Origin of the sequence: Nocardiopsis sp. NPDC049922 (genome assembly GCF_040660275.1) — a bacterium.
In the GTDB taxonomy this organism is placed as follows: Bacteria; Actinomycetota; Actinomycetes; order Streptosporangiales; family Streptosporangiaceae; genus Nocardiopsis.
Genome location: NZ_JBFAME010000011.1, coordinates 127,343 through 148,326 on the forward strand (window position 1 = coordinate 127,343; position 20,984 = coordinate 148,326).

Consider the following 20,984-nt stretch of genomic DNA (forward strand, 5'->3'; position numbering starts at 1 on the left):
CCCCGCCGCCCGCCCGGTCACTCCGCGTCCCCGGTTTCGGACGTTCCTCTCCCGCAGTCCCGGAACACCGCACGCTCCCCACCGTCCTCGCTCGGAACAGCGCCGCGAACGCCAGGAGGTCGGGTTTCGGACATGCATGTAATCGGCTTTCGGACACAGATGTCGCACGAAGAACCGCAGGTCACGGACCCCCTCGGAACGGAGTCGGGAAATGCCGGTCGAACGCCTCGAACTGACTTCCGTAATCAATGCCGTGACCTGCACGAACAGAGAGACCGACGCCCACCTCGAACATGCCGAGAATCGCCTCGCGAGCGGCGTTTGCCGGAATTCCTGCGCGAGCATCCTTCACCTAGAGCGACGGCCGTCCGGCCGACGTCCCCGACCGCCACCGTCCGTTCCGACCACCCCCCGTACCACCCCACGACACCTGGTCGACGACCGGAGGAAATCACGACGTGTCCGCCCTTGCGATCGCCCCGACGTTTCTCAGCGACTTCTCCCGCCTCACGCCCGACGTCCAGCTCCTCGCGCTGACCGCGATGCGTGCCTACCAGGCAGGCGACCACCCCGCGCTGGAGTCCGTCGAGGGCGCCGCCGACCCGAGCGTCCGGGTCGTCAGCATCGCCCCCGACTGGTCCGGCGTGGTCCTGCCCGACGACGCCGAGGAGCACACCCGCGCCGACCACCCCGAGGACGTCACCCCGCGGTACCGCCTCATCGCCGTGCGCCCCCACGACGAGGCCCTGCGCCTCGCCCGCGATCTGCGCCCGGACACCCCGACCGTCGCCGGTCCCGGCGGCGTCGACCCCACGCCCACCGGTCCGCCCGAGCTGACCGGGGCCCTGCGCGCGCCCTTCGACCAGTGGCAGATCACGCTCCACCCCGACCAGCACGCGCTGGCCGAGGCGCACTTCAACGGATCCACCCAGATCACCGGGGGCCCGGGCACCGGCAAGACGGTCCTCGCCCTGCACCGCGCCGCCCACCTGGCCCAGCGCGACGCCGCCGCGCGCCCCGACGACCCCCGCGAGTCGGTCCTGCTCACCACCTACAACCGCGCTCTCGCCCAGACCCTCTCCGAGCGGCTCGACCAGCTGCTGCCCGACCCCGACACGCGGGCCCGGGTGCGGGTGGTCACCGTCGACGGCCTCGCCCGGTCGGTCGTCCAGGCGCACGCGAGCGTGGCGCCCCGCCTGATCGGCAAGGACGAGCTGGCCCGGCGCTGGCGCGCGGTGGCGGTCGCCGACGGGCTCCCGTTCTCCGGCCGGTTCCTGGTCGACGAGTGGGAGCAGGTCATCCTCGCCCAGGACCTGGAGCTGCTCCCGCAGTACATCCGCTGCGAGCGCAGCGGCCGGGTCCAGCACCTGGCGCCCGAGCACCGCCGTCAGGTGTGGGAGACCGTCCGCCGGTACGTGGGGGCGATGCGCGTCGAGGGACTGTGGTCGTACCCGCAGCTGGCGGCGGAGGCCGCGCGCGTGCTGGGTCGGAGCGGTCCGCTGTTCCGCCACGCCGTGGTCGACGAGGCCCAGGATCTGCACCCGGCCCAGTGGCGGATGCTGCGCGCGGCCGTCCCGGAGGGACCGGACGACCTGTTCATCGTCGCCGACCCGCACCAGCGGGTGTCCGACAACCGGGTCTCGCTGGCCTCGCTCGGCATCAACGTGCGCGGGCGCGGGCACCGGCTGCGGGTCAGCTACCGGGTCACCCAGGAGATCCTGGACTGGACCATGCCCATCCTGGGTCGCCGCGCCGCCCTCGGGATGGACGACGACGCCGACACCCTGGCGGGGTACCGCTCGCTCCTGCGCGGTCCGGCGCCGGTGGTGCGCGAGTGCTCCAACCGGGCCGAGGAGCTGTCCGCCCTGGGTGAGTGGGTCCGGGTGTGGTTGGAGGCCGGGGTCAACCCGAGCGAGATCGCGGTGGCCGGGCGCAACCACTGGGTGGCGCGGGGGGTCACCAAGGAGCTGGAGGCCCGGGACGTGCGCACCGCGCCGTTGGAGGGTCCCGGCGGGGGCGAGGCGGTGCGGGTCGGCACGATGCACCGGCTCAAGGGGCAGGAGTTCCGCTGCGTGGCGCTCGTGGGCCTGGGCGACCACCTGCTCCCGCCCAAGGCGGCCATCGAGGCGGCCGACGGCGACCAGGTGGCGCTGGAGCACACCCTCCGGCGCGAGCGGACGCTGCTGTTCGTCGCCGCGACCCGGGCCAGGGACGCGCTGTACGTGTCGCACGTGGGGCGGCCGAGCCGTCTGATCGCGGACTCCTGGTGACCGCCGCCCGGCGGTGAGACCGGCCGGTGGGTACGCCCACCGGCCGGGACCACCGGCCCGGCCGCTCAGGCCCCGTCGTACCGGCCGTCGAAGCCGGGGATGGACATGCTGTCGGTTCCGGCCATGGGGCTGGCCACGTCGACGTCGGTGACGATCATGTACGGCAGCAGCAGCGGGGGCGGGAAGTCGGGCGTGAAGGTGAGCGGGATGCCGAGGATGCGCACGTGCATGCGGGTGACGTGCATCTCCACGTCGCCGTCCATGATCAGGGTCGGCAGCCCGAGGCTCATCCTGGCCCCGGCGTCCTCGAACCACAGTTCCGCGCCGCGCAGGTCGGCCCTGCGCATGGTGAGGCGGAGATAGCGGCGGGGACCGTCCTCGGTGGGGCACTCCACGACGCCGCCGAAGCTCGCGCCGCTCATCGTGAGCCGGTCCGCCGTCAGTCCGGAGGTGCGGACCGATCCGCGGAAGCAGTCGTAGGCCTCGTCGACCGCGACCTCCGGGAGTTCGCCCTCCTGGTCGGCGGCCTCGCAGGCGCGGACGGCCGACAGGAGTTCCTCCTCGGTCTCGGCCACGCCCGTCCCGCCCGTCAGCAGGGGGCAGTCCGCCGGGTCGGCGGCCTCCTCCTCGTCGTCGCCCGTCCCGTTCGCGCCTTCCCCGTCCTCCGCCTCGTCCGCGTCGTCCCCGTCCCCCGGTTCGGCGGGGTCGCCGCGGTCTCCGGGGGTCCCCGGCCCGTCGTCGGGGTCGCTCGGCCCGGCGGTCGGGTCCGCGGAGGGGCCGTCGGACGGGCTCTGCGAGGGACTGGCGCCGTCCGAGGGCGGGTCGGAGGGGCGCTCCTCCTCGTTCCCCGGCGGGAACAACCAGTCCCAGGGCCAGTCGGCGGGCGCGTGGACGGCCTGAACGGTCAGGACGAGGGCGAGCGGCAGCGCCAGCGCGGCCAGCGGTCGGGTGCCGGGCGGGGCGGCGGCCCCGTCGCCGCCGTCCCCGTCGGCCTCCCGGGCCCGGTCGCCTGGGGCGTCGCCGTCCCGACCGGTGGCCCCGTCGCCGCGTCGGAACCGTGTGCGGCGGCGACGGGGAGCGCGCCGCCGCACACGGGAACACCACGCGAAGACGAGCGAGCCTCCGACGATCCCGAGCAGCATCCCGATGACGAACCCGCCGAAGTTGGACGTCACGAACGACACCAGCGCCAGCAGGAGCCCGACCAGCCCGAAGAAGGTGTGCTGGGCCGGCTGGAGCCAGGCGAGCACGCCGATCGCGATCAGCAGCACCCCGATGAGCGTGCCCGACACACCGGCGATCCCGGCGTAGATGATCAGGTCGATCGGCAGGATCAGGCTCTGCGCGGCCGGGGCGACCAGGAGCTCGACACCGGCGGCGGCGAGCAGCAGGCCGCCCCAGAACGGCCGGGTCCGCCGCCAGGAGCGGAACCCTCCCCGAGCCGCGCGGAGCGCGTCGAGTGCGTGGGACATGGGATCAGAAGCACTCGTGGTCGCCCGGGCGGACCGCGAGGTTGAGGCCGCTGAGCCGCAGGCTGCCGGAGGTGACCGCCCAGGTGGTCAGCTCCACGTCCGAGACGGTGATCGTGTCGGCCTGGAGACCGAAACCGCCCGCCGGGCCCTGACCGCCCTCGGCCTTGTCCAGGGTGCTGGCGTCGCGGCCGATCTCGATCTCGCTGAACTCGGCGTCGCCGCGCAGCTGTTCCAGGTCGAGCACCAGGTCCGTGCCCTCGACCGGGTCCGCCTGGCCGGCGGTGATCACCAGTGTGGCCTCACCGATGCCCAGGTCCCACAGCGACGACATGCACAGGTCGTCGAGGGTGGCGGTGTTGACCGTGGACAGGCCGACGGGGCGACCCGTGCCGTCGACGGACTCGGCGACGTCGCCGTACTGCGTGAAGCCCTGGCCGACGAGTCGGTCGGCGGACATCTTGAAGCTGTCACCGGAGACGGCGAACGACGCGGCCAGCAGCCCCTGCGTCGTCATTCCGCCGAGGACGGCGGCGGCCGTCAGTCCGGGGACGACGATGAGCGCGAACCGCCGCCAGCGCGTGCCTCCGGTGCCTTCGTGCCGCTCAGACATGTCCTGGGACGCCCGGGGCGTCTCGTCGGAAGGCTTGGGCATCTGCGACCTCCAGGTTTCGCCGCCCGCGGGGGCGAGGGGGAACGTGTGTTGCGCCGACACGCGCCTCGCGTGTTACATGGAACACACCTACTCGGCGGTAGTGACGAACGTTACAATAGAAAATGTCACATTTCTAGATGGCGTATTCGATGTTGCCGACTCGTATCCGGCGCACCACGGGTCGCGACACCTGACCTTGGAAAGAGACCCTCCGTGTCCGCAGAGCGCAACACACCCCCATCCGCCGCTTCCCCCGCGGAGCCCGCCGACCGGCACGACTACGACGTCGTCGTGGTCGGATCCGGCTTCGGCGGCTCGGTCAGTGCCCTCCGCCTCAGCGAGAAGGGGTACCGCGTCGGCGTCCTGGAGGCCGGACGCCGTTTCACCCCGCAAACCCTGCCGTCGTCCTCCTGGGACCTGCGCAACTTCCTCTGGGCACCGCACCTGGGCATGTACGGCATCCAACGGATCCACCTCCTGCGCGACGTCATGATCCTCGCCGGGGCCGGGGTCGGAGGCGGATCGCTCAACTACGCGAACACGCTCTACCACCCCATGGACCCGTTCTTCGAGGACCCCCAGTGGCGGCACATCACCGACTGGAAGTCCGAGCTGGCCCCCTTCTACGACCAGGCCCGACGCATGCTCGGCGTGCGCACCAACCCCACTGTCACCCCCTCCGACGTGCACCTGAAGGCGGTCGCGGAGGACATGGGCGTGGGCCACACCTTCCGTCTGACCCCCGTCGGCGTGTGCTTCGGCGACGGCGAGGACGGTGACGGCGCCAAGGGCGCGCCCGGGGAGTCCGTCGGCGACCCCTACTTCGGCGGCGCGGGCCCCGAGCGGCGGGCCTGCGTCGAGTGCGGCGAGTGCATGACCGGCTGCCGCCACGGCGCCAAGAACACGCTCACCGAGAACTACCTGTACTTCGCCGAGCGCGCGGGCGCCGAGGTCCACCCGCTGACCACCGTCGAGCGCCTGCGCGAGCTCCCCGGCGGCGGGTTCGCGGTCGACACCGTGCGCACCGACGCCCCGCGCCGCAGGGAGAACGCCCGCACGTTCACCGCCGGTCAGGTCGTGGTGGCCGCCGGAACGTACAACACCCAGACCCTCCTGCACCGGATGCGCGACTCCGGGCTGCTGCCCCGGCTGTCCCCCCGTCTCGGGACGCTCACCCGGACCAACTCCGAGGCGCTCGTGGGCGCGATGAGCCGCCACGTGCCGCCGCCCGAGGACCTGACCCGGGGTGTGGCGATCACCTCCTCCATCCACCCCGACGAGAACACCCACATCGAACCGGTCCGGTACGGCAAGGGCTCCAACGCGATGGGGCTGCTCACCACGATCCAGGTGCCGGGCGGCGGGAGGGCGCCGCGCTGGCTGCGCTTCCTGGGGCGGGCCGTGCGCCACCCTTACGTCTTCGCGCGCAGCCTGTCCACCCGGCGCTGGTCGGAGCGGATCATCATCGGACTGGTCATGCAGTCCCTGGACAACTCGCTGACCACCTCGGTCCGGCGCGGACTGCTCGGCGGCCGCAAGCGCCTGACCTCGCGCCAGGGCCACGGGGAGCCGAACCCGACCTGGATCCCGGAGGGCCAGGAGGCGGCGACGCGGCTCGCCGAGCGGATCGACGGCTACCCGGGCGGCACCGTCGGCGACGTGTTCAACATCCCGATGACCGCGCACTTCCTGGGCGGCTGCCCGATCGGCGACGGGCCGGACCACGGGGTGATCGACCCCTACCACCGGTTGTACGGGCACCCGGGGATCCACGTGGTGGACGGCGCCGCCGTCACCGCCAACCTGGGCGTGAACCCGTCGCTGACGATCACCGCCCAGGCCGAGCGCGCGATGTCGCTGTGGCCGAACAAGGGCGAGGCGGACACCCGGCCCGAGCAGGGCGCGCCCTACCAGCGACTGAAGCCCGTGTTCCCGCACTCCCCCGCCGTCCCGGCCGGAGCCTTCGCCGAGCTGCGCCACACCGTCCCGCTGCCGCTGTCGGTGGTCGGGGGCGCGGGGGCCGGGAAGACCCCCGGAGAGGGCGTGACCGCCGGAGCCGGGGCCGACGCGGACTCCGCCGAGCGCGGCGGCTGACCGTCCCCGCGGTGTGTCGGGGCCCGCCTGATCCGGGTGCGGCCGTGCCCGGATCAGGCGGGCCCCGCGGGGCCGTCCTCCTGGGGGTGGGCGCCCGACTCCCCGCGCAGGTGCTCCATCGCCAGGGCGAAGTGCTCGCCCATCACGTCGTTGATGTGCTCGGCCATGGCCTGGGCCAGGACCGCGTCCACGGCCTGCTGCGCGAGCGGGCGCACGCGGCGGATCAGTTCGGCGATCTCGGCGACCTCCTCGCTGTTGGTCTGTATCACCGTCAGCGGCGCGTACGTCGCGAGGATGTGCTCGGCGACCACCCGGACCATGTGTTCGGCGACGTCGCCGACCTTGTCGCGCAGGTTCTCCGCGATGTCGAGGACCGAGTCCACGCTCATGCCCATGCGGACCAGTTCGGCCCCGGCGTGCAGCAGGCGCGGGCTGGGGACGCGGAAGCGCAGCCCGTCGCGCTCGATGAACCTCAGGTCGACGGCGCGCTTTATGGTTCTGGGCGTCACCTCCTTGCCGAAGAGGTCGCGCAGCTCGCCGATCGTGACGTAGTCGGCGATCTCGTCGCTCCAGGCGTCCCCGATGGCCGACTCGAAGCCGAGGATGTCGGAGAGGTCCCCGCCGCGCTCCCACACCTGGAACATCTCGCCGATGTTGGCGAAGGTGTACCCGCGCCGCAGCAGCTGGCCGATCAGCCGCAGACGTGCCAGATGCGCCTCCGAGTAGATGCCCACACGCCCCTGCTTGCGCGGCGGGGCGAGCAGCCCTCGGTCCTGGTAGACCCGGACGTTGCGCACAGTCGTGTCCGCGAGCCTGGCGAGTTCGTCAATGCGGTATTCGGCCATGGCACAAGCCTAGAGACCGTCGCACCCGCTGTCGGCCGGTTGCCGGGGCACGGGGCCCACCGGGGCGTTCCTTCGCGCACCGCGAAGCTACCCGCAAGTAGATTTTCCTTCCCACCCCATTGCATTGTGACAATGCTCGTTGTAACGTTCCGGCAATGACTGCGGAGGAGATCACATGACGACCCCCCTGCCACGCCACCTGCGGCGGCTTCCCGGCCAGAACGCCATCGTCACCGGTGCGTCCGGCGCGTTCGGCGGCGCCACCGTGGCCGTCCTCCGGCACCTCGGGGTGAACGTCGTCGGCCTCGACCGCAAACCCGCCCCCGGCGTCCTCGGCTGCGACATCACCGACGACGCCCAGGTCCGCGCCTCCGTCGCCGAGGCCCTCGACCAGCTCGACGGACGGCTCGACCTGCTGATCCACTACGCGGGGATCGGCCCGGCGGTCGACATCGGCACGGAACCCGACGTCCACGTCCACCAGGCGCTGGAGGTCAACCTCCTGGGCGCCTGGCGGGTCACCTCCGCCGTCGTGCCCGCGCTGCTGAGGAGCCGGGGCCGGGTCGTGCTCACCTCGTCACTGCTGGCCAACCTCCAAGTCCCCTTCGCCGGGGCCTACACCGTCTCCAAGCGCGCCCTGGTCGCCTACGCCGACTGCCTGCGCGCCGAGTACGGCACCCACGTCGGAGTGACCACCGTCTACCCCGGCTACGTCGACACCCCCATCCACGAGAGCTCCCGAGCCACCGGCGTCGCCCTGGACGGCCTCGTGCCCGCCGAACGCGAACGGGACACGGTCATGGCGGTGGTTCGGGCCGCCGGAGCCCGGAGGGCGCCGCGCGACGCGGCCTCCACCGGCCTCGGGACGGTCGCCCTGCACCTGACACGGCACTTCCCCGGCACGACGGAACGGATCGTGTCGCTCCAACTGGGTCTGCTCCTGGCGGACGGCGCCTTCGGCGACGCGGAGATCGCCCAGGGAATCCACGCCCGTCACGTCGGCGCGGCCCCCCGGCCGAACGCGTCCTGAGGAGGACCGAGATGACCGTTCAGACCACCGCGAAACCCAAGCTCACCGACCGTGAGGACATCGCCAGGCGCCTCCTGCGCGGTTCGGCCAAGGCCTCCTTCGACCCGCTCGTCGAGATCGACTGGGACGCCCCCGTGGACCCCGACATGTGGGCCCTGCGCCCCGAGCGGATCTCCCTCTACGGCACCCCCCTGTGGGACCGGCTCAGCGAGGAGAAGCGCAAGGAGCTGAGCCGCCTGGAGGTCGCCTCCGTCGCCACCGTCGGCATCTGGTTCGAGACCATCCTCATGCAGATGCTGGTGCGGCACGCCTACCACAACGACCCCACCACCAACCACGTCCAGTACGCCTACACCGAGATCGCCGACGAGTGCCGCCACACGGTCATGTTCGCCAGGATGGTCGGCAAGCTCGGGTGGCACGCGCACCGCCTCGACCCCGTGGCCTACCACCTCGGGCGGGTGTTCAAGGCGATCGCGCACGGGCCGCTGATCTTCGCGGGGGCGCTGTTCGTCGAGGAGGTCCTCGACCAGATCCAGCGCGAGGCGGTGACGGACGAGCAGATCCTGCCCCTGGTGCGCTCCGTGTCCCGCATCCACGTGGTGGAGGAGGCGCGGCACATGCGCTACGCCCGCGAGGAGTTCGCGCGCGACTGGGCGCGGCGCGGCGCCCTGAACAAGGCCTACAGCCGCCTCGTCCTCGGCCTGGTCACGTACTACTCGACCACCAGGCTGATCAACCCGAAGGTCTACGAGCAGGTCGGGCTGGACCCCAAGGAGGCCTACCGGGCCGCGAAGGCCAACCCGCACTGGATCGACACGAAGACCTGGGCGGCCCGCAAGGTCGTCGGGACCCTGACCACCGCCGGCGCCATCTCCGGCCTGGGTCGGCACTTCTGGAGGAAGGCCGGACTGCTCGGCCGTTGACGCCGAGCCCGTGAACGCCGTTGTCGGCGGGCGGAACGCGCCACGCCCGCCGACAACGGCTCCCCCCCGGGGGCCCGCTCCCCCCGACTCCCCCGACCCCGCGGGGCCGGTTCGGTTCGCACGAAAGGGACCCCACCTTGACCGAGGAACCACCGCACTTCCGGGTGGCCGTCATCGGGACCGGTTTCGCCGGGATCGGCATGGCCGTCCGGCTCAGGCAGGCCGGCCTGGAGGACTTCGTCGTCCTGGAACGCGCCGACGACCTGGGCGGCACGTGGCGGGACAACTCCTATCCCGGAGCCGCCTGCGACGTCCCCTCGCACCTGTACTCGTTCTCGTTCGCGCCCAACCCCGGCTGGAGCCGCTCGTTCTCCCCCCAGCCCGAGATCTGGGAGTACCTCAAGCGCGTCGCGGGCGAGTACGGCGTCGACCGCCACGTCCGCCACCGCCACGACGTGACCGCCGCGCGGTGGGAGCCCCGGCGCAACCGGTGGCGGATCGAGACCACCGGCGGAACGGTCACCGCCCAGTTCCTGGTCAGCGGCGCGGGGCCGCTCGCCGACCCGTCCTTCCCCGACATCAAGGGGCTGGACGCCTTCGAGGGGACGATGTTCCACTCGGCCGACTGGGACCACGACCACGACCTCACGGGCCGCCGGGTGGCCGTGATCGGCACCGGGGCGTCGGCGATCCAGTTCGTCCCCCGGATCCAGCCGAGGGTCGGGTCGCTCAGCCTGTTCCAGCGCACCGCGCCCTGGGTGATGTTCCGCCACGACCGCGACATCACCGGGCTGGAGAGCTGGCTGTTCCGCAACCTCCCCCTCACCCAGAAGATCGCCCGCACGAGCATCTACTGGGGTCGGGAGAACTACGTGTTCGGCTTCGCCAAGAACCCGAGACTGCTCTCCGTCGTCGAACGTCTCGGTCGGGCCAACATCCACCGCGGTGTCAAGGACCCCGAGCTGCGCGCCAAGCTGACCCCGGACTTCCGCGCGGGCTGCAAGCGCATCCTCATGTCCAACGACTACTACCCGGCGCTCGCACAGCCCAACGTCGACGTGGTCACCGACGGCATCGTCGAGATCCGCCCGCACGCGGTGGTCACCCGCGACGCCTCGGGCCGCGAGGTCGAGCACGAGGTCGACACGATCATCCTCGGCACCGGCTTCCACGTGACCGACCCGCCGATCGCCCATCGGATCCTCGACGCCGACGGAGTGTCCCTGGCCCAGCACTGGGGCTCCACCGCACAGGCCTTCCGCGGCACCACGGTCGCCGGGTACCCCAACGCCTTCGTGCTCGCGGGGCCGAACACCGGCCTGGGCCACACCTCGCAGGTGTTCATGATCGAGGCGCAGATCCGGTACACGATGCGGGCGCTCACCTACGCCTGCCGCAACCGCGTCGACCGTCTCGCCGTCAGGCCCGAGGCCCAGCGCGCCTACAACCGGATGGTCGCCCGGGCCATGGAGGGCACCGTGTGGGTGTCCGGGGGCTGCGACAGCTGGTACCTGAACGAGGAGGGCCGCAACACCACGCTGTGGCCCTCGTTCACCTGGAGCTACGCGCTGCGGACCCGCTGGTTTGACCCGCACAACTACGACCTGCGCCTCAACCGCGCGGGGGCGGCACGGTGAGCGGGTTCGACGACGAGGAGGAGTACCGGGGGGCGGTGACCGTCGTCCTGCCCGACGAGGAGGTCGAGGTCGACGCCCACCTCGCGGGGCACTTCTCGCCGCTGACCGGCGACTACCGGTGGAAGGGGCGGTTCTCGGCCCACCCCGCCCTGAGCGCGGCCTTCGCCCGGGGCGTGCGCACCGTCCGGGTCCGGACCCCCGAGGGCCACGAGGGCACCGGCGACCTGGACGAGCCCAACCTCTGGGGCGGACATCCGGTCAGCGGAACGGGCGCCCCGCCCTTCGCGGTCCCCGACGTCACCATCGACGACTGAGCGTTCCCCCGATCGAGAGGCACCCCCGATGGCAACCCGACACCTGGGCCAGGCCCGGGAACTCACCGTGCGTTCCGCCGACCGCACCCGGCTGCACGTCGAGGTGCGCGGTCCCGAGGACGGTCCGACCGTGGTCCTCGCCCACTGCTGGGCCACGTCCCTGGCCTCCTGGGGTCCGGTCGTCCGCGCACTCGACCCGGGCCTGCGCGTGGTCCTGTACGACCAGCGCGGGCACGGGCGCAGCCAGACCCCGATCACGAGGGCCGGGTACGGCACGGACAAGCTCGCCGACGACCTGTGCGCCGTCCTGGAGGCGACCCTCCCCGACGGCCGACGGGCCGTCGTCGCCGGTCACAGCATCGGCGGGATGACCGTGATGGCGGCCGGTCCGCGCCCGGCGTTCGCCGACCGGGCCGCCGCCGTGCTGCTCACCAACACCGGGTGCACGCAGCTGGTGCGGAAGTCGACGGCCTTCCCGCTGCCCGGAGCGCTCGGTCACCTCGGCGGGCAGGCGTTCCTGCGCGCCACGCTGCCGATGGGCCCGGCCAACCCGGTCTCCGCCGCCGCGCTGAGGTACCTGGTCCTGGGCAGGAGGGCGGACCCGCGCGCCAGGCGCCTCACGACGCGCATGGTGCACGCGTGCGAGCCCGTGGCGCGCGGTCGTTGGGGAGCGGTGCTGGCGTCCCTGGAGCTGGACGACCCGGCACGCCGGATCACCGCGCCGACCGTGGTCGTCGCCGGCGCCGAGGACAGGTTCACGCCGCCGTGGCACGCGCACCACATCGCGTCGTTGCTCCCCCGCTGCGAGGAGGTGCGGGAGGTGCCGGGGATCGGGCACATGGGCCCGTTGGAGGCGCCCGGGGTGTTGGCCGAGCTGCTGGAGAAGCTGGCCGCCGACCACCTGAAGGCGGACCCGGCGAGGAGGGCGAACAGGGCCCCGTGACCTCCCCGGCGCGTGCGCGCCGGTCTCAGGCGTTCCCCCTCGTCAGCGTCGGCACGACGTGCTCCGACACCTCCGAGTGCACCTGGTGCAGCCGCGTCTGCACCGCCCTGCGCAGCTTCGCCAGGCACTCGACCAGCGTGATGTCGTCGCCGACCAGACCCCCCTTGGCCACCACCGGTGTGCCGTCCAGCGGCCCACCGCTCAGATGCCCGTGCACGGCCAGCGGCACGACCTCGCCGCCGACGTCCACGGCGTGCACGTCCAGTTCGTCCAGGAGGCTCGCGGTGAGGTCTCCCCCGGTCAGGTACAGCCCGCTCGGCAGAGCCTGGGCCCCCGTCGTGTCCGCGATGTCGTTGACGACGTCCGCCACCAGGCGCGCGATCCGCCCCGGCAGCTCCGCCCGGGCCTGGACCGGCAGCTCCCGCACGCGTTCGGCGGTGGTCACCACGCGCACCACGCACAGATCCGGGAAGCCCGTCGACGTCAACTGCTCGGTCAGCTCCTCGGCGACCGTGTCCGCGTGGTCGCTGTCCGGATCACTGAGCGCCACCGCGTCGAGATCGACGAACCGCACCGCCCCCGTCCGCGCCACCGTGGCCAACTGGCGACGCGTCAGATCCGTCGTACTGCCCGCGACCCCGAGCAGCGCGCCACGGGAACCGGCCTGGCCGCGCAGGCGCAGCGCGTAGGCGAGCAGCGCCCCCGTGGGCCCCGGGTCGACCGACACCCACACGACCCCCTCCTCGTGGTGCGCCTCGGCCGCCGCCTCCGCGATGTCGTTCAGGTGCTGCTCCGAGCTCGCGTCGCACACCACCACGGGTTCGTCGCCCGCGAGCAGCTCCGCGGTGAGCATCCTCTGCGTGATCTGCCGGACGGGCACGTGCCGCACCGGCAGCTCGGTCTGCGCGGCGAGGATGTCGGCCACCACGCTGGTGGTCATCGGGTTCAGGGGATCGAGTGCCAGGTCGGTGCGCTCCAGCGGCTGCCCGTTGAGCAGCTGCACGCCGTCCTCCGTGATCCGGCCGGAGCCGGGGAACGCCGGGGTGAACAGGACCCTGACCCGGGTCCCGGGCGGCACCCGCTCGCGCACGGCGTCGTAGGCGGCCTCCAGTTCGGCCCCGACGTTCCCCCGCAGGGTGCTGTCGGTCCGCTTGACCACCAGGCCCACCGGCCACACCGCCTCGACCACGTCGGTCACCAGGTCGGCCGCCTGTTCGGGGGGCACGTGGCGGCTGTCCAGGTTGGCCACGACGACGTCGTAGTCGGCCTCCACCCGGCTCACGTGCTCAGGGGTCACCGTGGCCACGCGCATGCCGGTGCGCGCGAACCGGGCACCGGTGGCGTTGGCTCCGGTGAGGTCGTCCGCCACCACGAGGACCTGGGCCACGGCACTGCTCCTTCGGACGAAACGCTGGGGTAACCTCCCTCCAACATAGGGCCAAAGGCCGGTGCGCGGGGCTCCGGCTCGGGCGTCCCGTCCGCGTCGTTCCCGATTCCGGCAACCAACCGGTTGGCTTAATCTGTCACCATGCGCAACGCCACCCGCACCGAGACCACCCGTGCCCGCCTCCTCCAGGCCGCGAGGAACGAGTTCGCCGAGCACGGCATCGCCGGGGCGCGCGTGGACCGGATCGCCGAGCGCGCCGGGGTCAACAAACAGCGCATCTACGCCCACTTCGGCGACAAGGAACAGCTCTTCCGCTACGTCGTCGTCCAGGCCCTCAACGAACTCTCCCAGGCCGTCACCGTCACCGACGACCGCGACCCCGCCGCCTACGTCGCCCGCTGCTTCGACTACCACCGCGAGCACCCCGACCTGCTGCGGCTGCTGCTGTGGGAGTCCCTGCACTACGGCAACGCCCGCCTGCCCGCCGAGGAGGAGCGCGCCGAACTCTACGACGCCAAGGTCGCCTCGCTCTCCGACGCCCTCGGCGACACCGCCGCGGCGTCCGACACCCGGCAGCTGCTCCTCACCCTGATCGGCTTGGCGGTCTGGCCCCAGATCGCCCCGCAGATCGCCCGCCTCGTCCTGGGGCCCGACGCGGCCACGGACGCCGAGCAGGAGCGCCTGCGCGAGTTCCTCGTCGACTTCACCCGCACGGCCCTCGGCAACCCCCCGGCCGCCTGACTCACGCCTCGCGCAGCGGAACCACCTCGCCCGTCCCGGCACCGCGCCGGGCGGCCTCGATGACCTCCAGCCCGTGGATCACCTCGTGCGGGTCGACCGGCAGCGGCTCACCCTCACCGACCGCGTCCCGCACCGCCGTGTAGAACTCCGGGTAGGCCCCCCGCGCGCTGGGCACCCGACGAACGTCGCCCTCCGCCCCGAGCGTCCCCCACGCCTCTTCCGGCACCACGCCCCAGTCCCGCGCGTCCGGCCGCTCGCCCGCGCCCAGCCGGTCCTCCTGACCGTCCAGACCGTGGCTGGTGTACGCTCCCGCGTCGCCCAGCACCCGGAACCGCGGCCCGTTCTGGGCCGAGAGCGCGCTCATCCACAGGTGCGACCGCGTCCCCCGCTCGTGCGTGAGCGCGAGGAACACGTCGTCGTCCGCCCCCACCCCGGGGCGCAGCGCGTCCACCTCGGCGTAGACCGAGGCCACCGGGCCGAACAGGTTGACCGCCTGGTCGATCAGGTGCGGCCCGAGGTCGTACAGGATGCCCGCCCCCTCGGCCGCCGATCCGCTGTCGCGCCACGTGCCCCTGGCCTCGGGACGCCATCGCTCGAACCGCGACTCGAACCGGTGCACCCGCCCCAGCGCGCCCTCCTCCACCAACCTCCACAGCGTCAGGAAGTCCGCGTCCCAGCGGCGGTTCTGGTACACGGTGAGCACCCGCTCCAGCCGCTCCGCCGTCCGCGTCAACTCCCGCGCCTCGTCCGCGGTGAGCGCGAACGGCTTGTCCACGACCACCGACAGCCCCGCCTCCAGGGCGGCCCGCGCGAGCGGCGCGTGCGTGTGGTTGGGGGTGGTCACGACCGCGATCTCGTAGCGGTCGGCGTCGGCCCACAGGTCGGCCGGCGTCCGGTAGACGGTGACGCCGGGGTAGCGCGCCTCGGCCGCCGCCCGCCGCCGGGGATCGCTCGTGACCACGGCGGACAACCGCAGGCCCGGCACCGCGTCGATGATCGGGGCGTGGAAGACCTCGCCGCCCTTCCCGTAGCCGACCAGCGCGACGTGCAGCTCGGGGCCGGCGTGAGTGCCCAGCTCAGGGTGGTGGGATACGTCAGACATGCGCCCAATCTACGGCCCCCGCGACACCGGGCGGCCCGCCCGCCCCGCGCCTCGGGCGACCCCTCACGCTCACCCGCCCCGCAGCGCGGTGCGCGCGGCCTCCAGCGTCGTCGTCCGGTACGCGGCCCCGAACAGGCACACGTGCACGAGCAGCGGGTGCAGTTGGTGCAGCGCCACCCGCGACCGCCAGCCGTCCGCCAGCGGAGCCACCTCGTTGTAGGCGTCCCGCACGCGGTCCAGGAACGGCAGGCCGAACAGCGCGAGCATCGCCAGGTCGGCCTCCCTGTGCCCGCCGTGCGCGGCCGGGTCCACCAGCACGGCGTCGTCCGCCCGCCAGATCACGTTGCCGTTCCACAGATCGCCGTGGACGCGGGCCGGGGGCTCGGGCGTCCCGGCCAGGTCGGGCACGGCGTCGACCACCCGCTCGACGATCCGGGCGTCGGCGGGGGTGAGCGCGCCCTGGTCGACGGCCTGGCGCAGGTAGGGGCGGAGCCGCTGTTCGGCGTAGAAGCGCGTCCAGTCCGGCGAGGGCGTGTGGTCCATGGGCAGCGGCCCGATGTAGCCGGGCCAGTCCGCGCCGAAGTGGTCGGCGCCGGTCAGGTGCATCCCGGCGAGCTGGCGGCCCAGCCGTTCGGCGGCGGGCGCCGACGGTTCGCGCTCCCCGACCCACGGCAGGACCAGGATGCGCTCGTCCCAGGCCACGACGTCGATCGCGGGGGACCCCAGGCCGCGGCCGAGCCAGTCGAGCCCGCGCGCCTCGGCGGTGAGCACCCCGCTCGCCGGGGCGCCCCGGGGCAGGGACTTGACGAACAGGCGCGTGCCGTCGGTCAGCTCGGCGTAGGAGATCTCCCAGTCGTGGCTGGTCCCGGCCCGGGCGGCGCGGCGGACGCCCTGCCCGAGCAGCGCGGTGAGGCGCTCGGCCATGGTTCCGGTGACGGGGTCCCGGCGGCGGCCCCCGCGGGTCCCGTCGCCGTCGTCACCGCCGACGGGGCACACGATCGGGTCTCCGTCCACCGGCGCTATCCACGCAGCCGCACGACGAGTTCGCCGGTCAGCCCCTTGGCGGCGGCCTCCACCATGTTGAGGACGGCGGTGAAGCCGTCGTCGCCGCCGTAGTAGGGATCGGGCACCTCGGGGTTGGGTCCCGCACCCGGCGCGAAGGACCGGAACAGGCGCAGGCGGTCGGCGGAGAAGCCGAACTCCGCGCCGCGCTCGTCCACGACACCGCGCAGATCGGCGAGGTTGTCGAGGTCCAGGGCCAGGACCAGGTCCCGTTCGGCGAGCAGCGAGGCCTCGAACTGCCTGGCCGTGTGGTCGGTGAGGTATCCGTGGACGCGCAGGGTGGAGGCGGCGCGCGGGTCCATGCCGCCGCCGACGTGCCAGTCGCCCGTGCCGAAGCTGTCCACCGCCACGAGATCGCCCAGCCCCGCCCGTTCCAGGTCGGCGGCCAGGACCTTCTCGGCCATGGGTGAGCGGCAGATGTTGCCCAGGCACACGAGGCTGACCCGGTACGGCCCGGCGGGGTCACGCGGTTCCGGCAAGCTCATGCCCCCTACGGTAACCAATAACCGCGCAGCTCACCCGTTCCACCTGCCGGGAGAGACCGAACGGGTACACGGTTCGGCCGCACGGGCGGACGGCGGCGTCGGGGGCCGCCGAAGGGCGGCCCGGGGCGGTGAGGGGAGGGCGGGCCGGTCAGCCCTTGGGCAGGCGCACCACGGTGACGAAGAAGTCGTCGATCTGGCGGACCACCTTGATGAACTGCTCGAAGTCCACCGGTTTGGGCACGTAGGCGTTGGCGTGCAACCGGTAGCTGCGCAGCACGTCCTCCTCGGCCTCGGAGGTCGTCAGCACCACGATCGGGATGTGGGCGAGCTCGTCGTCCGCCTTGACCTCCTCCAGGACCTCCCGACCGTCCTTACGGGGCAGGTTGAGGTCGAGCAGGATCAGGTGCGGGCGGGGAGCCTCGGTGTACTCGCCCTCGCGGCGCAGGAACCGCAGGGCCTCCACACCGTCCGAGACCACGTGCAGGCGGTTGCCCAGCTTGTGTTCCTCGAACGCCTCCTTGGTCATGAGGACGTCTCCGGGGTCGTCCTCGACCAGCAGCACCTCGATGGGATGCACCAACATGACCTCGCTCAAGCTTCCAGACCCCTGGTATCAGGGCCCCGCCCCGTCACCGGGGGGAACCGTACCGCCATCGGTGACGGACCGGGAGGAGGACACCGTGTCGGGCCGTTCGTCCGGCTCGGCGCCGTCCCCTCCGGGAGCGTCGGTGTCCGTCGACCGCCGCGCGGTCTCCGGCGTCGTGTCCGCGTCCGTGTGCGCGGTCGCGTCCGCGGCGTCCTCCGCCCCCTCGTCCCCGATATCGTCGCCGACGTCCGCCACGGTTTCCGTGTCGGCCGTCACGCCCTCATCGGGGTCGGCGGGCAGTGACCAGCATATGCGCGTTCCGGTCCGGACGGCGTCCTGCGACCCGTCGTCGGTGTCCAGCCAGATCCGGCCGCCGTGGAACTCCACGATCTTCTTGCACATCGCCAGGCCGATGCCCGTTCCCGTGTACTTGTCGCGGGTATGCAACCGCTGGAAGATCACGAAGATGCGCTCGGCGTACTGCGGTTCGATCCCGATCCCGTTGTCCGTGCAGCAGAACACCCACTCGTCACCGCGGCGCTCGACGCTGATGTGGACCCGTGGGTCCTCCTCGGCGCGGAACTTCACGGCGTTGCCCACCAGGTTGAAGAACACCTGGGTGAGCAGGGTGCGGTCGCCCTGGACGGTGGGCATGGGGTCGCCCGTGACATCGGCGCCCGCCTCCTCCAGGCGGGTCGACAGGCTGCTCAGCGCGTCGCCGAGCGCCACGTCCAGGTCCACGGACGCGAAGTCCTTGGTCCGGCCGACCCGGGAGAAGGCGAGGAGGTCGTTGATGAGGGTCTGCATGCGCTTGGCCCCCTCGACCGCGAAGTCGATGTAGGAGTCGGCGCGCTCGTCCAGCTGCCCGTGGTAGCGGCGTTGCAGCAGCTGGCAGAAGCTCGCCACCTTGCGCAGCGGCTCCTGGAGGTCGTGGGAGGCGACGTAGGCGAACTGCTCCAGCTCCAGGTTGGAGCGGCGCAGCTCCTCGGTCTGGTGCTCCAGCAGGGTGGACTGCTCCTGGAGCGCGCGGCGCGCGTTGGCCACCTCGTCCAGGTCGTGCACGATCCGCTCGCGCATGGCGTCCACGTCCTGGCCCAGCCGCACGATCTCCGGCGGGCCCTGGAGGGTGATGCGGTGGGCGTAGTAGCCCTCCGACACCTGGCGCATGTGCCCGGCCAGGTCCTCCAGGGGGCGCAGAACCCACTGCTGAAGCATGACCCACAGGAACACCGACAGGAACACCACGACCAGGCCGACCAGGACGAGCAGAGCGACGACCTGCTGCGTCGCCAGCGTCAGCCCCGTGCGGGCCTGCTCGATCTCGCTCTGGAGCTGCTGGTTGGTGGCGTCGCTGACCCGGTTGAGCTCCAGGAAGAGCACGCGGCCGCGCTGGAGGTCCTCCTGGGAGGGGCTCTCGCCGTTGCTCACCTGTTCCAGGACGGGCTCGGCGAAATCGCCGGTCCACACCTCCCCGGCGATGAGCAGGTCCTCGACGTTGGAGGCCACCTCGGGGTTGTTCTCGGCCAGCCGTTCGAGGTCGGCGCGGTTGTCCAGCAGGGTCACGTTGCCCTCGACGTAGGGCTCCAGGAACTCGCGGTCCTGCGTGAGGATGTATCCGCGCAGGGCGTGGTCCTGGCTGAGGTAGGCGGCGCGCGTCTGCTCGACGGCGTTCACCGCCGGGGTGAGGGAGTCCACCTGCAACGTGAGCGAGTCGCGCGCGTTGAGCGCGGCCAGGGTGATCACCGACACCGCGGTCACGAGCACCACGGCGACGACGGTCAACAGGCTGGTGACGCGGCGGCGCAGGCTCCAGGGCGCGCGCGGGCCGACCAGTCCGCGCGGTACCCCGTCCGCGAACAGGACACCTCCGACCGGGCTGCCCGCGGTCCGGCGGGGTTCGGTCTCCTCGGGCCGCACGGCCGCCTCCTCCGCACGGCTCACGCGTCGTCCCCGTTCACACCGTGCTCGATGAGCAGCATCGCCACGTCGTCCTGGAGCGGGCCGCCGTTGCTGCGCTCGGCCTCGTCCACCACGTGTTCGGGCAGGCGCCTCAGGGAGACGCCCTGGTCCAGGACGCCGCTGACCATGCGGCGCAGCCCGGCGACCTCCAGCCGCGCGGGCGGGCCGCCGTCGTAGGCGTCGACGAGACCGTCGGTGTAGAAGAGCATGCTCGCGCCCACCGGCAGGACGACCTCGTCCGCGGCGGTCTCCTCGACGGGGAACACGCCCAGCGGGGGCTGCGGGGACGCCTGGGTCTCCACGACCGATCCGTCCTGGATGACCAGGGGCGGCGGGTGGCCGAGGACGCGCACGCGCACGCGGTCGGCGCCGGTGTCCAGGCTGGCCATGCACAGCGTGGCGTACATCTCCTCCTGGGCCCGCTCGCTGACCAGGATCTCCTCGAGGTTGGGCAGCACGCGTTCCTCGGCGACCCCGGCCATGACGAGGGTCCGCCAGGCGATCCGCAGGCTCACGCCGAGCGCGGCCTCGTCGGGGCCGTGGCCGCTGACGTCGCCGATGATGACGTGCGTGGTGCCGTTCTTCTCCACGGCGTCGTAGAAGTCGCCGCCGACCACGGCGCGCTTGCGGCCGGGGCGGTAGTAGGCGCGGTGGCTCAGCGGCGAGCTCTGGAGGAGGACCTGGGGCAGGAGGCCGCGTTCGAGGCGCGTGTTCTCACGGGCGCGCATCCGGGCCTCGTGCAGCTGCCGGGCGTTGTCGTCGGCGCGGCGGCGCTCCAGCGAGTAGCGCAGGCTCCGGCCGAGGAGCGAACCGTCGACCTGGCCCTTGACGAGGTAGTCCTGGGCGCCGGCGGCGACCGCGGCCACGCCCTCGTGTTCGTCGTCGAGGCCGGTGAGGACGACGACGGCGGCCGAGGGCGCGCTCTGGAGCACCTCGCGCAGGAGGTCCAGGCCCTGCGCGTCGGGGAGGTTGAGGTCGAGAAGGACGCAGCCGCGGAAGCCCTTCAGGGCCGCGCGGGCGTCCGCGAGCGTGGGCACCCACGTGATGCGGGTCGTCAGAGGGGTGTCGGCGAGCAGTTCCTCGGCGAGGAGGGCGTCGCCCGGGTCGTCTTCGACAAGCAGGACGTCGACCGACTCGACGGCGGCCTCCACGCGGTGGGCCGGGGCGAGGTCGTCACCGAGGACGGCGCCGTCATGCGCGGCGGCGCCGTGTGTGGTGACGGCACCGGCCGCCTCGTCGCCGATCACCGTCACGGGATCGTGCCCTGTTCTCCTGGTATCCACTCATCGCCTTTGGTCTGCTGGTCCGTGGGGCGCTGTCGCGCCGCGTGTCCCGAGGTTGGACACCTCGGGTCTTCCCGGCGGTTCGGACCCGCACGACACCCAAACGATAAACGCCATGGCGACCTGTTGACCAGCGCGCGTGACGAGACACATCCAACGTCGGTGACCGCGGCGGGCGTTCCTCCGTCGCACGTGG

The 20,984-nt window shown here is 72.6% G+C and carries 18 protein-coding genes; 8 read left to right on the plus strand and 10 right to left on the minus strand.

Features of this window, described 5'->3' with window-relative positions; genetic code table 11:
- The first annotated feature begins 458 nt into the window (after positions 1-458).
- Entirely contained in the window at positions 459-2,270 is a 1,812-nt protein-coding gene (locus tag AB0I72_RS20830) for a UvrD-helicase domain-containing protein (protein ID WP_358571139.1), read from the plus strand.
- 65 nt (positions 2,271-2,335) lie between these two features.
- Here the strand turns inward: AB0I72_RS20830 and AB0I72_RS20835 are convergent, their stop codons facing one another.
- On the minus strand, positions 2,336-3,742 hold the full coding sequence (locus AB0I72_RS20835; RefSeq protein ID WP_358571142.1) for a DUF6114 domain-containing protein: 1,407 nt from the start codon (positions 3,740-3,742) through the stop codon (positions 2,336-2,338).
- Between the two features lie 4 nt (positions 3,743-3,746).
- The gene (locus AB0I72_RS20840; protein ID WP_358571145.1) at positions 3,747-4,394 is read right to left on the minus strand and encodes a DUF6230 family protein; all 648 of its coding nucleotides are present in this window, start codon (positions 4,392-4,394) and stop codon (positions 3,747-3,749) included.
- Positions 4,395-4,685: 291 nt separating this feature from the next.
- Here AB0I72_RS20840 and AB0I72_RS20845 point away from each other — a divergent pair, with 291 nt between their 5' ends.
- Positions 4,686-6,488 (plus strand): GMC family oxidoreductase, encoded by a 1,803-nt coding sequence (locus AB0I72_RS20845; protein WP_358571241.1) that lies wholly within the window; start codon positions 4,686-4,688, stop codon positions 6,486-6,488.
- A 53-nt stretch (positions 6,489-6,541) separates the two neighbouring features.
- Here the strand turns inward: AB0I72_RS20845 and AB0I72_RS20850 are convergent, their stop codons facing one another.
- Positions 6,542-7,333, minus strand: coding sequence for a MerR family transcriptional regulator (locus AB0I72_RS20850; protein ID WP_358571148.1), 792 nt, complete (start codon positions 7,331-7,333; stop codon positions 6,542-6,544).
- Between the two features lie 175 nt (positions 7,334-7,508).
- Here AB0I72_RS20850 and AB0I72_RS20855 point away from each other — a divergent pair, with 175 nt between their 5' ends.
- The 5 genes from AB0I72_RS20855 (at position 7,509) to AB0I72_RS20875 (ending at position 12,183) form a co-directional block, all read left to right on the plus strand.
- A complete protein-coding gene (locus AB0I72_RS20855) occupies positions 7,509-8,363 on the plus strand; it encodes an SDR family NAD(P)-dependent oxidoreductase (protein ID WP_358571151.1) in 855 nt (284 codons plus the stop codon).
- Between the two features lie 11 nt (positions 8,364-8,374).
- On the plus strand, positions 8,375-9,289 hold the full coding sequence (locus AB0I72_RS20860) for a diiron oxygenase (RefSeq protein ID WP_358571154.1): 915 nt from the start codon (positions 8,375-8,377) through the stop codon (positions 9,287-9,289).
- Positions 9,290-9,426: 137 nt separating this feature from the next.
- A complete protein-coding gene (locus tag AB0I72_RS20865) occupies positions 9,427-10,926 on the plus strand; it encodes an NAD(P)/FAD-dependent oxidoreductase (protein WP_358571157.1) in 1,500 nt (499 codons plus the stop codon).
- Positions 10,923-11,240, plus strand: a complete 318-nt coding sequence (locus AB0I72_RS20870) for a DUF4873 domain-containing protein (RefSeq protein ID WP_358571160.1) — start codon at positions 10,923-10,925, stop codon at positions 11,238-11,240. Before AB0I72_RS20865 ends, AB0I72_RS20870 begins: the two co-directional genes overlap by 4 nt.
- Before the next feature lie 28 nt (positions 11,241-11,268).
- Complete coding sequence (locus tag AB0I72_RS20875; RefSeq protein ID WP_358571163.1) at positions 11,269-12,183, plus strand: alpha/beta fold hydrolase; 915 nt, start codon at positions 11,269-11,271, stop codon at positions 12,181-12,183.
- 25 nt (positions 12,184-12,208) lie between these two features.
- Here the strand turns inward: AB0I72_RS20875 and AB0I72_RS20880 are convergent, their stop codons facing one another.
- On the minus strand, positions 12,209-13,570 hold the full coding sequence (locus tag AB0I72_RS20880) for a four-carbon acid sugar kinase family protein (RefSeq protein WP_358571166.1): 1,362 nt from the start codon (positions 13,568-13,570) through the stop codon (positions 12,209-12,211).
- A 141-nt stretch (positions 13,571-13,711) separates the two neighbouring features.
- On the opposite strand from AB0I72_RS20880, the gene AB0I72_RS20885 reads away from it, so the two are divergent.
- Positions 13,712-14,311 carry a TetR family transcriptional regulator gene (locus AB0I72_RS20885; protein ID WP_358571169.1) on the plus strand — a complete coding sequence of 200 codons (600 nt, stop codon included), beginning with the start codon at positions 13,712-13,714 and terminating at the stop codon, positions 14,309-14,311.
- Position 14,312: 1 nt separating this feature from the next.
- Here the strand turns inward: AB0I72_RS20885 and AB0I72_RS20890 are convergent, their stop codons facing one another.
- The 6 genes from AB0I72_RS20890 to AB0I72_RS20915 all read right to left on the minus strand — a co-directional run bounded on the left by AB0I72_RS20890 (position 14,313) and on the right by AB0I72_RS20915 (position 20,758).
- A complete protein-coding gene (locus AB0I72_RS20890; protein WP_358571172.1) occupies positions 14,313-15,413 on the minus strand; it encodes a Gfo/Idh/MocA family oxidoreductase in 1,101 nt (366 codons plus the stop codon).
- A 69-nt stretch (positions 15,414-15,482) separates the two neighbouring features.
- Complete coding sequence (locus AB0I72_RS20895) at positions 15,483-16,427, minus strand: fructosamine kinase family protein (protein WP_358571175.1); 945 nt, start codon at positions 16,425-16,427, stop codon at positions 15,483-15,485.
- 5 nt (positions 16,428-16,432) lie between these two features.
- Positions 16,433-16,960, minus strand: coding sequence for a low molecular weight protein-tyrosine-phosphatase (locus tag AB0I72_RS20900; RefSeq protein WP_358571178.1), 528 nt, complete (start codon positions 16,958-16,960; stop codon positions 16,433-16,435).
- 148 nt (positions 16,961-17,108) lie between these two features.
- Complete coding sequence (locus AB0I72_RS20905; protein WP_075925808.1) at positions 17,109-17,543, minus strand: response regulator; 435 nt, start codon at positions 17,541-17,543, stop codon at positions 17,109-17,111.
- A gap of 30 nt (positions 17,544-17,573) precedes the next feature.
- Positions 17,574-19,406, minus strand: a complete 1,833-nt coding sequence (locus AB0I72_RS20910) for an ATP-binding protein (RefSeq protein WP_358571244.1) — start codon at positions 19,404-19,406, stop codon at positions 17,574-17,576.
- 77 nt (positions 19,407-19,483) lie between these two features.
- Positions 19,484-20,758 (minus strand): fused response regulator/phosphatase, encoded by a 1,275-nt coding sequence (locus AB0I72_RS20915; RefSeq protein WP_358571181.1) that lies wholly within the window; start codon positions 20,756-20,758, stop codon positions 19,484-19,486.
- Between the last annotated feature and the right edge of the window lie 226 nt (positions 20,759-20,984).